The sequence below is a fragment of the Bacillus sp. AR8-1 genome, from assembly GCF_008042345.1.
GTDB classification, from domain to species: domain Bacteria; phylum Bacillota; class Bacilli; order Bacillales; family Bacillaceae_G; genus Bacillus_A; species Bacillus_A cereus.
The window spans coordinates 107,292-123,347 of record NZ_QNUB01000021.1 but is presented as its reverse complement, the minus strand read 5'-3'; the positions used below and the strand labels follow the sequence as shown (position 1 = coordinate 123,347).

Below are 16,056 nucleotides of genomic sequence, written 5' to 3'. Positions count from 1 at the left end.
TTATGAGTGCCTTTTAATTTTGATTATAGGGAGAGAAATTACATGATAAAAGAAATTACGTTATCAAATGGTGAAGTAGTGAAGGCGAATCCTAACTTAACAGCTTTAACATTATTCAAATTAGAAAAAGAAGGCATTATCGATAAAGGATTTTTAAGTACTTTATTAAACGCTGGCGGAATTCAGAACATTGATTTATTAGATACGTTCCGTATTGTTTATGCGGCTTATCGTCAAGCAAATCCTACTGGATATATGGAATTTGAAGCATTCATGGAAGTATATGAAGTTGATATGTCAGAGGCGTTCGATTATTTCGGTGCAGTTATGAAAAAAGAAGCTAAAAACAACATGGCAAAAGGTTTTCAACAAAAAGCCGGAAAAAAGGCTTAAAACTTCCTAAATTCGAAATTGAATTCGTTGTGGACTTATACAGTCTATACGTATTTATTTTTGAAATATCGGAAAGTGACTTTTGGAATTTACCCTTAAGGGATGTTCAAAGAATAGCAGAAAACAAAAGTGCTTACGAAGGGTGGAAAGCCTATATCCAAGAAAAGGAGAGTGGAAAATAAATGGCTACTCCTTCAAAAGAAACCATAATTAAATTTAAGGCTGACACCGCAGATTATAAATCTAAGATAAACGAAATGAATCAGGCGAATAGAGCCTTAACACAAGAGTTAAAGTTAGCTCAAACACAAATGAAGTTAACCGGAACTGATGTTGATAAATATAAGACTTCGTTATCCACACTTGAGAAGCAATATGATATCGCTAAAAACAAAACAAGAGAGACAGCGGAACAACTTCAAAGAACAAAACAAGTGTGGGGAGAAAATGCAACAGAAACAAAGAAGGCTGAAGAAGCGTTACGACGTGCACAAATTGCTGAAACTGAAATTTCTAACAAAATAAAAACTACTACCGAATCATTAAAAGAAGCTAAACAAGCTGAAGCATTACGAAATAGTGAAATAGGTAAGTCAAAGCAAGCGTTAGAAGGTTTGAAAACAGCCCATTCCAGTTTAAAAACTGAAGCAGATAAATTAAAATCGGCGTACGATCTCCAAGCAGCTTCACTAGGAAAGAACGCTTCGGAAACTTCCAAGGCGAAATTACAATATGACTATTTAAAGCAAGCGCAACAAAACGCTGGTGAACAGTCTCGAAATTTAGCGCAACAATTAAATAATGCTAAAACTGCATTCGGGGCTGGATCTGAAGAAGTTAAAAGGTTAGAAACCGAATTAAATAGGGCAAGACAAGCTGAAATTGAACTAGGCAGAGAAACGCAAGCTCTAGAAAGAAGAGTTGGAGACAGCTTTAAAACAGCTAAATCACACGTTCAAGAATTCGGTAACAAAGTAAAAGAAGTCGGTCAAAGTGTTTCTAGTGTAGGAAAAGACATGTCAATGAAAGTGACAGCTCCTATAGCTGGCGCCATGGGTTACGCTGCAAAAGAAGCATCGAAATTCCAACATGAAATGGCTGATATTCGAAAAGAGGTAAACGCAACAGGGTTAACTTCTCAACAAGTTAACGACGTTATGAGCAGAATGTGGGATAGTTCCCTTGCTAACTCTCAAAAGTTTGGTGTTAGTACCGAAAAAATAAATGAAGGTTTACTTGTGTTAGTTAAAGACGGTTACACAGCAGAAGAAGCGATGCGAATCATGACTGTTTCTCTCCATACTGCCCGTGGCGCGAATGAAGATTTATCAAAAACTGTGGACGGATTAGGATCTGCTTATGAAGCTACAGGACAAAAAACAACTAACGCTGAGCAGAATATAGCTGGTATCAATAAGATGGCTGACATATTCGCTTATACAGCTAACCATACAAAAGCTAGCGTTCATTCTCTAACAGAAGCAATGTCAATTATTGGGCCAACTGCAAATTCAGCTGGACAAGATTTATCAACAACCGCTTCTGCTGTAGGTTTATTACAATCTAATGGTATTGAAGCGTCTGTAGCGGCAAGGGCTTTGAAATCTGGTTTTGTTAACTTAACTAAGCCAACAAAGGCTATGTCTAAAGCTATGGCGAAAATGGGATTCAGTGCATTTGATGCAAACGGACAAATGAAACAATTACCTCAAGTCATGGACGAACTTGAACACGGTTTACAAGGAATGACACAAGAACAACAAAACGCTACAATCGCCACAATATTCGGTAAAGAACATTTAGCATCGTGGCAAATACTTGTTCATAGTGGCGGCGAAAAGCTTAAAAAAATGTCTGATGATGCCCGGAATGCTACCGGAGAGGTTAAACATTTATCTGAACAAATGGAGAACACACCGGAAAATAAATTCAAAGAATTACAACAAACACTTCATACTTTAGCCGTACAATTCGGGACTGAAATATTACCTGCGTTAATGCCTGTTGTTGAAAAATTAAAAGAATTAATGGACTGGATTTCTAAACTTGATCCTAAAACTAAACAAACGATCGTAATTATTGCGGCATTAGCGGCGGCAATTGGCCCGTTATTAATAGTCATAGGAGCTACGATAACAGCCATAGGGACGATAATAACCGCCGTCGGTTCGGTAATTGGTTTTATCGGTACTCTAATAGGTTGGATTTCAGCTATAGCTGAAGCGATAGGGATAGTAGTCACTGTAATAGCTGCATTTGTTGGCGCTCCTGTCGCATTAGTTGTAGCCGCAATAGCTGCAATAATAGCAGCAGTCGTAGCAGTTATAGCTATATTTAACAACTGGGGAGGTATTACAGATTGGCTTAAAGAAAAATGGAGCCAATTTTCAACATGGATGTCAGAATTGTGGACAACAATTAGCGATGCTTGTTCTAAAGGTTGGGATAATGTAACCCAATCGATTCAAATGGCATGGGATATGATATCGCAATGGTTTAGTCAACAATGGGAAGAGTTTAAAAATAATTGGAATAACTTTTGGGCTGAAGTTGGCAACATAGCAAATGAAATGTGGACAGCAACGATTGAATGGTTTTCAAGTACATGGGATTCGTTCAAACAAATTTGTTCTGACGCATGGGAAGCTGTAAAATCAGGTTTCTCAGCATTCTGGGAAGGTTTGAAAGAGATCGCGCAAATAGCTTGGAATATTCTATTCCAAATCATAACATTCCCTTTACAGTTGTTATTAACTGCTTTCATTTTAGGATGGGAATTAATAAAAGAACCGGTAACACAATTCTGGGAATGGATTAAACCTTACATCGAAGAAGCTTGGAATGCTATTTCCTCTACTTTTATAGAATATAGAGATATGTTAGTTAACACTATCACAGAATTGTGGAATACAATCACAAGTGCAACTAGTACAGCGTGGAATTGGATTACTAATATAATCCGTGAATCGTGGCAATGGATCACTGATACTGTAAATGCGTTTTTGGACCCTATCAAACTTAAAATACAGCAAGGTTGGAATTATGTATTAAATATAACATCAAAGGCGTGGAACGCGGTTTCGACGTTTATTTCTGATGTTTGGAATGAGATTGTTGGATATATTAGGAACAAGATAAATAAAGCAACAGATACTGTTACAAGCGGTTGGACTTCAACTAAAAATACAACATCCAACAAATGGAATGAAATAACTTCTACTATTTCGAGAGTTTGGAATACGATAACTTCGAATATTAGTAATGCAGTAAATGAAGTGAAAAGCAGAATTGAAGGCGCTTGGAATGTAGTTTATGCCATAACTTCTGGTATTTGGAACAATGTCGTATCTAATGTAACTGGCGCTTGGGATAGGTTGTCTTCTGGTGTGTCTGGAACATTCAATTATATCTCTAACATCGTTCGTAGCAATTGGAGTTATGTTTCAGATATCCTTCAAAGCGTTTACAAACCGATTAATAGTGTGATTGATTTCTTTTATGGTCTTTGGAATTCAATTATTAAAGTAATGAACGGTATTATCGATACAGTTTCCAGAGCGTGGAATAAAGCTGGTGGCATTTTAAACAAATTAAATCCATTTAGCAGTTCTTATTCTATAAGTGTTAACGATAATACAGGAAATCAAGGAATTGCCCCAGCATCATTCGCAGCGCCTGCATCGTTTGCCGCGCCAAGGGCATTAGCTGTTAATTTAAATCAAGGCGTTCCATTAGCTCCATTCTCTTCTGGAGGTGCACTAGGAGATACGGTACAAAGGATTACTAAAACAATAGGTGGCAATGGTATTCTTTCTAATTTACCTAACATTGTTAACAATTCATTGTCATTGAGTAAAGGTGTTAACGCTAATCAGCAACAACAACCACAAGAAATTAAAAATGAAGTGACTTTTAATACAACTGTTAAAAATGAAAGTGATCTAAATAAAATGTTTGAAAAAGCTGATGATTGGTTTGCAAAGAAAAGACAAATGTTAAATATCGGTATAGGGAGGGCGCGACGTGGTTGATATTCGAATAAATGAAATATTAGGACGTGACTATCTTCTTTGTATGATAGAGCGCCCTGACATACCAACAGCAAAAGAAAAAATAGAGTTTATTGAAGTTCCTGGTAGAGAAAACGGATCATTAACAAAGAAAAATGGTTATGAAGACGTTACTTTCAAGATTGACTTTAACTTGTTAGAAGATTATAACATCAAACCATTGTTACGACGTATAAAAGCGTGGCTATTGAACGCTAAAACCCTTTCTTTTACAGATGATAACGTTTATAGAAAAATAAAAAGTGTGGAAATAGGTAGTATCGCTAATGAAATAGAAGAATATGGACAATTCGAAGTTACTTTTGTAGCTGATCCATTCGAATATGCTATTCTACAACCTTTGGAAATAACTAAGACAACTACTCTTGTAAACTCGGGCACTAAGTATTCATTACCTAAAATAACGATTTATGGTAGTGGGTCAATTACTGTTACGATAAATGATGTTTCATTCTTAATTAAAAATGTAAATAGTTCAGTAGTAATTGATTCCGAGTTAAAAGAAGCATATTCGAACACTACGCCGATGAATAGTAATATGATCGGTAATTTTCCCACATTCTCTGAAGGTGCAAACACAATAAAATGGACTGGAACTGTTACAAAGTTACAAATTGACCCGAGGTGGCGTTACTTATGATCACATTATATAAACCAACTGAAACGGATTTTACTCACAATGGTATAGGTATTTTAGATGATAATATTTACGATGCAGTTATTGAAGAAGAATTAAATGGTTTATATGTCTTAAGTTTTAAATATCCGTTATTCGCTCCGCATGGATTAGAAATAGGTGGTCAATGTTTAATCAAAGCGCCAACACCTGATGGCAATCAATTGTTTCGTGTAGCACGACCTGCACCTTCTATGGGTGAATTACACGTATTTTGTTATCACGTATTCTATGATCTCGTTGATAACTTGATTGAAGATACATTTATTCAAGAAAAGGGTGGACAAGCAGCATTACAACAAATGAAAGAACGTATGCAATATAACACTAATTTTAATTTCATTAGTGATATCAATACAATTTCTAGTTCTCGTTTGGTTAGAAAAAACCCAGTCGAAGCAATACTTGATAACAGCCAGGACAACTCTTTTCTTAGTCGTTGGGGCGGGGAATTAAAAAGGGATAATTTCACCGTCCACATGCTAAGAGAACGTGGAAAAGATCGCGGTGTTGTTATTCAACACAAAAAAGATTTATTAGGATATGAAGGCGATGTTGATTGGCAAGGTGTTATAACTCGAATGATGCCTAAAGGTTTTGATGGACTACTGTTACCAGAAAAGTACGTGGAAAGCTATAACGCTAGTAAATATATTAAACCTAAGATTAGAGTTGTTGAATTTGAACACATTAAAGCAGCTATTGGTGATTATGCTGACGACGAAGACGCAGTTCCGTTACCACAAGCATATGAAATGTTACGCAATGCCGCAAAAAAAATGTACGATGAACAACATGTTGATTATCCAAAAGCGACATATAAAGTAGAGTTTCAAGAGCTATCTCAAACTGAAGAGTATAAAGATTTGGCGGTATTACAACGTGTATATATGGGAGATACAGTAACAGTTATACATGAAGAAGACGGTTTCGAAATTGAAGCTAAAGTTAATCATTACAAATACGACCCGATCTATGAAGAGTATATCGAATTGACATTAGGCAATTTTAAAGAGACATTCGTTGATATAACAGGCAGAGTTGATAATGTTGAGAATAACTTCAATGATATTAGAGATAGCGTCAATGGTATTAAAAACAACGTTAAAGGAATGGAAAAATCAATATTAGAACAAGCACGCGAAAATGCTACGAATTTAATCAATAGCGGTTTCGGTGGCCATGTTCGTATATATCCAGAAAGAATTTTGATTATGGATACAGCTGATGAAAGAACCGCTAAAAAAGTGTGGCAATGGAATATCAATGGATTTGGTTATTCCTCCACAGGCATTAATGGACCCTATAATACGGCAATCACAATGGATGGAAGGATTGTCGCTGATTTCATTACAACGGGTGTACTAAACGGTAACTTAGTACGTGGTGGAGAGATAGTTGGTTCTACAGTACGGACAGACAACGGTACTAACTATGTCCACATCCAAAAACAATTCATACGCTTGATGGAATCGAATTTAACGCGAATGTTTATTGGTTATTACAAAAGAGCTGTTGATAGCCAAATACAACCAACAATACTTATGCATGATGATGTGGATACATCACGTTTCCGCGATGGTACTTTAACAATATCTCAATTCCCAGTGAAAGGAGAAAATTACTATACCGGTACCTTTGGTATTGTTAAAGGTTATGATGCGGATCAAACTCCACATTATTGCGCTAAATTAAATGTGGATACAAAAGGGGATGTATCTCTTCATGGAGATAACTATATTTATATTACTGGTAATAACGGAGTTACCCTAAGGTCTGATAAACAATTTAGCGCTTATACTAATACAATTCGTTTAGATTCTGTAAGCCATGTAGATATTCTTACTGGTGGGGCTTTGTTTATGAAAAGTAATCAGAATACAGAGGTCAATTCTGGTGGGCATACAATTATCACTTCTGGAAAAGGTATAAGTCAGTATGCAAAAAATGGATCATATTGGGTTGAAGTAGCCAACGGTGCTACCTTCACAGTATCTAATCCATCGAACGCATTTTGGGTAGACTCTGCTGGTGGAATAACGTTAAAAGGTGGATCTAAATCCGTATGGATGGACAGTCAGTCTTCCATTGTATTCAACTTAAAAGGAAAAAATATGCTTGATATAGTTGCAACGCCCAACGCTGAAACAGACCTTCGATTCCAAACAGTAATGCTACGAAATGGTAACGTTGAGGGATATACAACACTTCAGGTTAAAAATGGGTCAGGAAGTGCATATAACGCAGTTACAGCATCAGCTTTTCAAACGGCATCGAAACGTGAATACAAAACAAATATTCGTGACGTGCAGTTTAGCGCAATAGAAAAAATTATGGCACTTCAAATCCAACAATACAACTTGAAAACAGATATAGAAGACTTGTATGAGAAGCGAATGAATCGTGTTGAAGGGGACCCAATTCTTACAACAAACGATATAGAAACTCACTATGGGTGGATTGCAGATGATGAAAATACTCCAGAGTGTTTTGTTACAAAAACAAGAAATGCAGCTGAACTATATTCTTCATTAGCAATTCAAATAAAGGCGTTTCAAGAAGAAAAACAAGCTAAAGATGCTGAAATTCAAGAGTTAAAAGAAGAGAATAAACAAATGAACAGTAGAATTGAAGTTTTAGAACAACTGTTACTTCAAAATTTAATTGATAAGAAACCAGAGCAGCTATAGGCTGTTTTTTAATTTGCATAAAATACGGCTTTTATAACAAAAAGAAGTATACTTATAACATGCCTTTTTTATTGCGGATAAAAATCTTAAATTTTATGGACGTTGCCTACTCATAGTCATGTATAATAAATTCATGATAAAAAGGGGGGAGTTTGTTTATGGAAGATTTGTTTAATGAAATTGAAAGAGGCTTAGATGCAGGAGTATATCATTTATCTTTAGGTATAGCTTTATGCATACCTGATATTTGTGCTGGTTTGCAATCAGATGACGGAAAGACTAGCGGGAAAAAGTATAAAGAATGGTACAATAATTATGTGGCAGATAAACTGAGACTATCCGCTGATGATTGTTACTATTTCAGATGCTCATTCTTACATCAGGGTAGTACACAACATGAGAAATCAAAATATAAAAAGATAATATTTATAGAACCAGGAGGACCTATTGTTTTGCACAACAACGTCATGAATGATGTTTTAAACATTGATGTGAGAATATTTTGCAAGGACCTAATAGAGTCAGCAAGACAATGGCTCGAAGTTGTTAAAAATGATGACAATTTCATTCGCAATCACGCCAACTCCTTTAAAAGGTACCCAAATGGTCTACCTCCGTATATTGGTGGAGTTCCAGTATATGGGTAAATAATTCAGTCCATAGGAGGTGTTAATTTGACTGTAAAAGACTTAATTGCATATTTAATGGAATTAGATCATGAAAGTGAAGTTTTTGTCTCCTGTGAAGGTGGTTGTGTTGTGGATAATGATATAACAGTTAAACAAAAAGGAAATAAGGTTATATTAGAAATTGAGTAATAAATTATTATTAAAAAATATGGTTTGCTTAACAAAAGAGAGACAAATTTGTCTCTCTTTTTATTTTGAAAGGAGTGAAGTTATGACAATTGAAATCGGAGTACTTATAGCAATAGCATCAGCATTAATTGGGTATTTTTCTTACTCATTGAATCGCTCAAAAGAAATTAAGTCGGATGGTCAGCGAGGGGCTGAAATGAAAGCAAAGTTAGAATACATTAGCAAAGGTGTTGATGATATTCGTATAGATCAAAAGGCAAGTGAAAGACAAATGGTTTCATTTGGTGAACGCATTACAAGGGTGGAAGAAAGCGCTAAACAAGCACATAAACGCCTTGATAATTTAGAAAAGGATACGAATTAACTATGAAAAAAGAGAATATAAAAAAGCGATTCCGCAACTGGAAAACATGGGTTGCGGTTTTTTCTTTGCTTGGATTTTTGTTTACGAAATTTGGTGTACCAGAGGCTAAGAGCTTTTTGGATGAATTAGCACCTTATTTATTAACTGTTGGTATCGCTTTAGGGATTTGGTCAGATCATGATGATAATCAAAAAGGAGATGTTGAATAATGGGTTACACTGTAGATATTTCAAAATGGAATGGTAATATTAATTGGCCTGTAGCAAAACAACACATTGATTTCATCATCGCTCGTGTACAAGATGGTTCAAATTATGTAGATCCTCTATATAAAGGATACGTACAAGCTATGAAGCAGCATAAAATTCCTTTTGGCAACTATGCATTTTGTCGTTTTGTTTCTGAAAATGATGCACGTATAGAAGCGCGAGACTTCTGGATCCGCGGAGATAAGAGTGCGACAGTCTGGGTTGCAGATGTTGAAGTGAAAACAATGAATGATATGAGAGCGGGCGCTCAAGCGTTTATTGATGAATTACGCCGATTAGGTGCTCAAAAAGTCGGTTTATATGTTGGCCATCATATGTATGCTCCATTCGGAATGGCAAATGTACTTGCTGACTTTGTATGGATCCCCCGCTACGGAGGAAAGAGACCATCTTATCCATGCGATATTTGGCAATACACTGAAACAGGAAATGTGCCTGGTATCGGTAAGTGTGATTTGAATGAATTAATCGGAAACAAACCTTTATCTTGGTTTACAGAAGTGAATCAGCCAGAACAAAACGCTTCTAATGGCGGGTATCAGTATGTTAAATCTGGTGGGTTTGGCGTCTCATTGGTTCCAGAAGTCGTAAATGCTATGAACGAGCGTGGAATTAAAGGGAAGGTTATCTCGGATTCTTCAACTGGAGTAGCATACTTACAAACGGAAGTATTGCCTAATCAGGAATTAGACAAGATTACTTGGTGGATGGACACTAGACCGGAAGGAAAATGGTTCTACGAGTATTTTAAGAAGTAAAAAATAAGAGCCGTCCATAGGACGGCTTTTTTTGTTTCTTCTATTCAAAATCTATTTATTCATTTTACTTAAAGCTTTATCCATTTGGCGTTCATTAGCTTGAGTAGCACTACTTGTTGCATTTTCTACACCGCGGTAATTATATTTAGAGTTTTGCCAGAAATCAAAAGCAAAATCTTTTAAATTTTTATCTGATGCATTTTTATCAACAATTTGTGATTTGAAAAGGTTTTTCAGCATGTGTTCATGGTTAGATACATCTTTAATATAGTTTTTATCTTTATATTCTTTAATAATTTCGTCACCGAATTGTTTAACTTCATCTTTAGATGGTTTGTAATCCTTAGCATATTTGCTTACTTCATCAAACTTTTCAGTTGTAGATTTATCACTGGATGCAATTTCTTTAACTTTTCCTTCCCATTTTCCAGTTACTGTAACAGTTTCCTTCGGTTTGCTTTTTTCTTTTGGATCGTCATTAGATATATCGATGATTAGTGCAATAACAAGGATTGCAAATAATGCAATAAATCCAAAACAACCGAATTTGAAAGCTTTTTTCATAAATATTTCCCCCTAATTAATATTAATAACTGTATTATTATATCAAACTTTAATAATATTTGTATTGTTTCAAAGGGACAAATACTTTATTAAAAATTCACATCGTGTCCAAGTCTTCTTCTATCCAAATCTCTTCTACGCGCATATTAAGAACTTTAGCGATTCTAATCGCGACTAAAAGGGTTGTATCTATTTTTAGGACGTGTTTAATACAATCGAGTTGGACTGCTCATAGAAAGTGAAGGAGATTAAAAAATATGAACAGATTACGCAAATTTATAAACAGAAGCATAACGGGAAAATGCTAGTTATTTATTTTTTAACCGTTACCAAATACAGAGGGGAATTAGAGAAGTTAGCAGTTAAATATGATGTTCCTCTGGAGGTGGTATGCGATAGTGGGATTTTAAATTTAGCAAATAAATAGCATTTGTATAACGTATTTATTGTATAATTATATTTTATAATAAATACGTTGGTTGGTGAATTAATGAAAAGAAATTGGTTTTTACAAATGGAACAAATAACGATTTTTATGGGAGTTTCTATAGTTTTACTTGGAACTTTAAATATTCTAGGTGAAGCAAATATTTCAGCTGCATTAGTTACAGGTATTTCTTTAGCTGGACTTTGCTTAACGATATCTGATTTTCTCAGTAAATCAATAGAGGATAAGAATAACCCTAAATCAGAAAAGAAGGCATTAGTAATATGTGGGCTGCTATATTATACAGCGGCATTCTGTATAATAGCTTTTCCTAATTCTAAGATGATTACATCGTTGTCAAAAGACACACTTGATTCATTGAGCACCTCAGCGAGTGTTATTGCTTTAGGTTTCGTATTTATGATGATAGGTAATAACAATAGAAGGGCAGTAATTAATGAACAGAAGAAACGAAATGCCCGAGTTGAAGATATGGAAAAAGCTTTAGATGAAAACCTGATAGTTATTGACGAGATTAAAAAAATTATAGCAGAACAAGAAGAAACAATTAAAAATCTTGAAAATAATATTAAGGAAATGGAAAGAAGTAAAAGTTTGATATCCCAGTCTCTTAGTGATGGGAAACAAGACTAAAGATTAATTTGTTAATGTGGCTTGAGAATGTAGGAGTAATTAATTAAAAGTGGGACCTTACTGCCTTAAGTGAAGGAGGGAGCAAAATGGTAAGTAATTTACGTACCGGATTTTTAAAAATAATGAACGAATATATAGAGGCAAAGAGAGAGCGTTGGACTGGTCACTTATTAGGCTCTTTTGTTAGAGGGGAAATTACAAAAGAAATCGAAAAATTAACCTTTATTGATAAAAATCAATACATAGTAAGAGGCTCAGTCGGTCAAGGGAATTGGGCAACTTTTCCCTGGATTGCAGTGTTGAATAAAAATATTACGACTTCTACTCAAAGAGGTTACTATATTATGTACTTGTTTAGTGATGATATGCAGCGACTTTATTTAACCTTAACACTAGGGCATCTCCAAAATACAAAAGAAGAGATAGAAAGGATTAAACGCGAGATTCGTGAAGTTATCACGATGTCAGAAAAGGTTAAAAAGGATGATGACATCTTTCTTGGTACAAGCCCAATAGCAAGAAGCTATGCAAATTCTACTGCCGCTTATATTTCCTATAGTGTTCAAGAAATGCCAGGTGAGGAAGAGCTAGTTGAAGACCTACAAGAGATGATTCAATATTACGAGCAATATATTATTGGAGTTAATTTAAACAGCCCCGAAACACAGGACTCAAATCCGAATGGTGAAGGTGGATTAAGTGATCAAATAACAAACAAAGATCTATTAGGAAGAAATCTATTAGTTAGGGAGCTTGGCAACTTTTATACTGAATATAGTAAAGCTAACTCATCTCCTTTTTATATTGGGATTTTTTCTAGATGGGGAATGGGAAAAAGTTCGTTGGTGGAAATGTTATCAGAGTACATTGGAAATAATAACTCAAATATAAACGAATACGTAGTATGTAAAGTAGATTGTTCTGTATTTGATAAAAAAGATCAACTATGGGTTAAAATACTTAATCAATTGATAGATGAAATTTCTAAAGACAAAGATAAAGACAAAGAAGATAAGTTCAACTTTAAATGGAAATTTATTTCTTTTAAAACTAGGTTTTTTGCCCGTAATTTTTGGGAATGGTTAAAAGGTAAAAATAGATGGATAAGTATTTTAGGGATTGGTAGTATCTTTGGATTTATTATTTATAAATTTATGCCTTTATTAATGGGAGAAAATCAGAGTCTAAGAGAGATTACTTTTCTCATCACGATAGTTACCGCTTTTTATACTTTAGTGAAAAGCATATCATCAATATTTAAAGAAAATGTGTTTTTAACGGATAATAGAAGTATAGATAATACATATTCGAGAAGTGTTAATGAATATAAACTTTTGTTAAATTTGCTAAATAATGTTCCGAAAAAAAAGGATATTAAGATATTACTAATATTAGATGAATTAGATCGAATTCATAAAGATCTATTGCCAGATATAATTGAATGCATTCAATTATTTAAATCCTTAAATGAAGAAAGATTACGAGAAAAACAAGAAAATAATAAAAACGAGACGAATAATAAATCCACAATCTCGTGTTTATTTTCATTTAACCATGACGTACTGTTTCCTATTATAGGACGAAATATATCTTTAGAAGATAAGCAATTATTTATTCAAAGTTATAAGAATTATAACGGATTTGTTGAAGGAAAAGATAAAGATGTTTATGTGAATTATTATAAATTAGGGAAAGAATACATGGATAAGTATCTAGATTTGTCTCTTTATCTGGAAGATAGTATTGATTATAGAAATTTGGTGGATCATTTATTTGATGGAAATGATATAGAAGGTGATAATGAGGGTAAAAATAAGGAATCGGCACGATTATTTGAAGGGCATGATGAAATAGAGAGTGAAGAACTAATGCAACGATCCGGGGCTCAAGAACAGTCCGAATATCCAGCAGAGTTAGAAATACCCGAAGAGAGGGATGTTCCGTCATTTACATTGATAGAACGTCAGGTTATTAAAGATACAATATGTAAGTACGCTTCAGATGTAGAGCCTCGGAAAATTATAAGATTGAAGAATGCTTTACTATTATTAAAAAAATTAAACAAAGAAAAGGAAGATGTATTGGATATAGAAAAGAAGAAAGAATTACAAAAATTTATTATCGCCTTCCTTGAAATTGATATTAGTGATAAAAATGCTGAGATAGCAGCAACTGTCGAAGAGTCGTCAGATAATAAATATTTAAAATACACGAATTATTTTATACATAATAAAGATTAGGAAAGATAATTCTCTAGATAATGTTTTTAGAAGAGTTTGGCTACTTAGCTAAGCTCTTTTTTTATAATAAAAATTAATTGGAGCTACTATATTTGTGAAGGTGTATGTAATGAAGGAGAAATAAAAAAGTGCAAACAAGTTTGCAAACGAACTTGCTAACACTTATACAAAATAGACATAAATTATCGCTGATATGTCATCTTCAATAATAGCTATAATCAATTAAAACGGGCTAACATGAAATACTCATAAAAACATTCTTAATATCAAGAATATAATCATCCAGATATTCCTTTACTTTTAAGACGAAAACGAGGCATGATATTGATTTCTACCTCAGAGTTTGCGTCAAATAATAAAAAAATACGGTTTGTAAAACTAAAAATACAACAAGCTACAACCGGCATGAAATGGATTAAGATATTTAGAAATTTAAAAGATGATTTTCAAATAGGGGGAGAGGTGGATTTAGACCATATTCTCCAATATCCGAAAGATTATATTGTAGGAGAAAATAAAAGGGTGTTATTTCCATACAATGAGAGAATTTATAAAGTTCAAGGTACTAAAATAGAACCGGGTATAACAGTAAAGGAAAGAGAGTATTTATTTAAAGAATTTCAGCGTAAATTCTCTTATTTCACAATACTTCCAGAATGTAAAAAGGTAGCTACAAATAACAAAAATGAATTATTTCCTTTATTTGCACCAAAAGGATTAGAGACATTAATATTAGAAGTTTGGTCTGAAAATATAGCGCTGGAAATAGAACAAGCATTACTTGATAGCGAAATTGTTTTGACTAAAGTTGGTGAAAATTCTTATGTATTGAATACAGATTTTCCAGTGTTATTAAAGATTGTGAGATACAATATTGAAAAGGTGTTACAAAATCCATATAAAATGCAATATTGCCAAAAATATAAAACAAATCTTGTAGATGATGTTAAGAAAGCTGTCTATGCTACCGCGGGTAAGCGCAGTGATGCGACATTAGCATTAATCGCGATGAAAAATTGTGATGGACGCGAAAAAATTGATCCAAAACAAATCATTAGAGAGGGATTTGCACGAACAAACCGTATTTCAACATTTATTAATTTATTTATAGGCCAAAATGTATCTCGTAAAACAATTGTAAATAGTGTTTTTAGTCTATTAGAACAAAAAGGATTTTTGAGGCGTAGTTGGAATAAGATAAATCTACCTTGTACATATGTTAGTTTATCAATTGAACGAATATCGAAATTCGATTTCTTACCTATTTTTTCAAAAATAAAAGGAAAAGAAATTTTATATAAATTATATGGGAGTACAGAGTGGCAAACGATTGATTACGTATTATTAAATATAAATAAACATAATGCATTTTTACCACAACCATCAAAGAGAAATGATATGGGAGCTCTTTTTAAACAATATGTTTTCGAAACATTAATGGAAATTGTACAATATGCAAAAGAACAAAATAAACAAGTTTACTTCATTGTAGATGCAAATTTGAGAAAATATTGGATAAAAGAGTTACAAAATAAAGAAATTAATATAGATATTTTACCTGATATTGTTCCAGAGGTGTTAAAGGTTCCAAATTTAAATATTATTAGAATAAATACAGGTTTTGATGTACCAAGTTACGGTGTAATAGAATCTGATGATGCTCTAGATAGCATTGGCTTATATGCAGATCAAAAAGGGATGTATTATAGCACTGGTGAATATTCACTTAATTGTAGTGGGATTTTTCAGCGATATATACTTGAAATTCTACCATTAGGTGTAAAACCTGTAGAAAGGGATTATATCGCTAAAATGATACATTACATGTGCTGTAATTCTAGTATGCTTTCGAAAAAGAATGTACACATGACATATTCCATGCATATGGAAAAGATAATAAAGAGTTATATTACTGACATAGATGCAAGAGAGTTTAAAGAATTTAATGATGAATTGGATGTAGATGTAGTAAAAGTAGAAAAGAAAGATTCAATTATTCTACTTTAAATACTTGTAAACAAATCCTGCTCGTTATATCGAACAGGATTTGTCATTTTTTTATGTAAATAAGGATATCCTTTGTCAAGTATCTTTTCGTTTACATATTTACTTTATGTGCAGACAGGATTAATA

The 16,056-nt window shown here is 33.7% G+C and carries 13 protein-coding genes and 2 pseudogenes; 14 read left to right on the top strand and 1 reads right to left on the bottom strand.

The window, feature by feature from the left end; translation table 11 throughout:
- Positions 1-42: 42 nt before the first annotated feature.
- The 9 genes from DN400_RS17310 to DN400_RS17275 all read left to right on the top strand — a co-directional run bounded on the left by DN400_RS17310 (position 43) and on the right by DN400_RS17275 (position 10,038).
- The gene (locus tag DN400_RS17310; protein WP_098322676.1) at positions 43-393 is read left to right on the top strand and encodes a hypothetical protein; all 351 of its coding nucleotides are present in this window, start codon (positions 43-45) and stop codon (positions 391-393) included.
- A gap of 182 nt (positions 394-575) precedes the next feature.
- Positions 576-4,424 (top strand): phage tail tape measure protein, encoded by a 3,849-nt coding sequence (locus tag DN400_RS17305; RefSeq protein ID WP_147801780.1) that lies wholly within the window; start codon positions 576-578, stop codon positions 4,422-4,424.
- On the top strand, positions 4,417-5,103 hold the full coding sequence (locus DN400_RS17300; protein ID WP_098377076.1) for a phage tail protein: 687 nt from the start codon (positions 4,417-4,419) through the stop codon (positions 5,101-5,103). Before DN400_RS17305 ends, DN400_RS17300 begins: the two co-directional genes overlap by 8 nt.
- Positions 5,100-7,829: a phage tail spike protein gene (locus tag DN400_RS17295; protein ID WP_147801779.1), complete on the top strand. Its 2,730-nt coding sequence runs from the start codon at positions 5,100-5,102 to the stop codon at positions 7,827-7,829. The genes DN400_RS17300 and DN400_RS17295 overlap by 4 nt, the downstream gene beginning before the upstream one ends.
- A gap of 158 nt (positions 7,830-7,987) precedes the next feature.
- The gene (locus DN400_RS17290) at positions 7,988-8,476 is read left to right on the top strand and encodes a hypothetical protein (protein ID WP_147801778.1); all 489 of its coding nucleotides are present in this window, start codon (positions 7,988-7,990) and stop codon (positions 8,474-8,476) included.
- Positions 8,477-8,503: 27 nt separating this feature from the next.
- Entirely contained in the window at positions 8,504-8,647 is a 144-nt protein-coding gene (locus DN400_RS29530; RefSeq protein WP_179118772.1) for a hypothetical protein, read from the top strand.
- Positions 8,648-8,729: 82 nt separating this feature from the next.
- Positions 8,730-9,011 carry a hypothetical protein gene (locus DN400_RS17285; protein ID WP_147801777.1) on the top strand — a complete coding sequence of 94 codons (282 nt, stop codon included), beginning with the start codon at positions 8,730-8,732 and terminating at the stop codon, positions 9,009-9,011.
- Positions 9,012-9,013: 2 nt separating this feature from the next.
- Positions 9,014-9,220 (top strand): hypothetical protein, encoded by a 207-nt coding sequence (locus DN400_RS17280; protein WP_142243938.1) that lies wholly within the window; start codon positions 9,014-9,016, stop codon positions 9,218-9,220.
- A complete protein-coding gene (locus tag DN400_RS17275; RefSeq protein WP_147801776.1) occupies positions 9,220-10,038 on the top strand; it encodes a GH25 family lysozyme in 819 nt (272 codons plus the stop codon). The genes DN400_RS17280 and DN400_RS17275 overlap by 1 nt, the downstream gene beginning before the upstream one ends.
- A 51-nt stretch (positions 10,039-10,089) precedes the next feature.
- On the opposite strand, the gene DN400_RS17270 is transcribed toward DN400_RS17275, so the two are convergent.
- Complete coding sequence (locus tag DN400_RS17270; protein WP_147801775.1) at positions 10,090-10,602, bottom strand: hypothetical protein; 513 nt, start codon at positions 10,600-10,602, stop codon at positions 10,090-10,092.
- A gap of 241 nt (positions 10,603-10,843) precedes the next feature.
- Between DN400_RS17270 and DN400_RS29925 the strand changes: the two are divergent.
- From DN400_RS29925 to DN400_RS17250, 5 genes and pseudogenes are all read left to right on the top strand, one after another.
- Positions 10,844-11,029, top strand: a pseudogene (locus DN400_RS29925) (hypothetical protein); the annotation flags it as partial.
- A gap of 63 nt (positions 11,030-11,092) precedes the next feature.
- Positions 11,093-11,683: a hypothetical protein gene (locus DN400_RS29920; protein WP_255477961.1), complete on the top strand. Its 591-nt coding sequence runs from the start codon at positions 11,093-11,095 to the stop codon at positions 11,681-11,683.
- Between the two features lie 5 nt (positions 11,684-11,688).
- Positions 11,689-12,318: pseudogene (locus tag DN400_RS30300) on the top strand (DUF3578 domain-containing protein); the annotation flags it as partial.
- Positions 12,292-13,923 carry a P-loop NTPase fold protein gene (locus DN400_RS29915; RefSeq protein ID WP_481747366.1) on the top strand — a complete coding sequence of 544 codons (1,632 nt, stop codon included), beginning with the start codon at positions 12,292-12,294 and terminating at the stop codon, positions 13,921-13,923. The pseudogene DN400_RS30300 and the gene DN400_RS29915, both read left to right, overlap by 27 nt.
- A gap of 324 nt (positions 13,924-14,247) precedes the next feature.
- On the top strand, positions 14,248-15,930 hold the full coding sequence (locus DN400_RS17250; RefSeq protein WP_000626126.1) for an RNaseH domain-containing protein: 1,683 nt from the start codon (positions 14,248-14,250) through the stop codon (positions 15,928-15,930).
- Positions 15,931-16,056: the final 126 nt, after the last annotated feature.

Excerpts from the sequence above, each read along its gene's own strand:
- DN400_RS17310 (WP_098322676.1), top strand. The coding sequence starts at position 43 with ATGATAAAAGAAATTACGTTATCAAATGGTGAAGTAGTGAAGGCGAAT.
- DN400_RS17275 (WP_147801776.1), top strand. The coding sequence starts at position 9,220 with ATGGGTTACACTGTAGATATTTCAAAATGGAATGGTAATATTAATTGG.
- DN400_RS17280 (WP_142243938.1), top strand. The coding sequence starts at position 9,014 with ATGAAAAAAGAGAATATAAAAAAGCGATTCCGCAACTGGAAAACATGG.
- DN400_RS29920 (WP_255477961.1), top strand. The coding sequence starts at position 11,093 with ATGAAAAGAAATTGGTTTTTACAAATGGAACAAATAACGATTTTTATG.
- DN400_RS17290 (WP_147801778.1), top strand. The coding sequence starts at position 7,988 with ATGGAAGATTTGTTTAATGAAATTGAAAGAGGCTTAGATGCAGGAGTA.
- DN400_RS17295 (WP_147801779.1), top strand. The coding sequence starts at position 5,100 with ATGATCACATTATATAAACCAACTGAAACGGATTTTACTCACAATGGT.
- DN400_RS29915 (WP_481747366.1), top strand. The coding sequence starts at position 12,292 with ATGATTCAATATTACGAGCAATATATTATTGGAGTTAATTTAAACAGC.
- DN400_RS17270 (WP_147801775.1), bottom strand. The coding sequence starts at position 10,602 with ATGAAAAAAGCTTTCAAATTCGGTTGTTTTGGATTTATTGCATTATTT.
- DN400_RS17285 (WP_147801777.1), top strand. The coding sequence starts at position 8,730 with ATGACAATTGAAATCGGAGTACTTATAGCAATAGCATCAGCATTAATT.
- DN400_RS17305 (WP_147801780.1), top strand. The coding sequence starts at position 576 with ATGGCTACTCCTTCAAAAGAAACCATAATTAAATTTAAGGCTGACACC.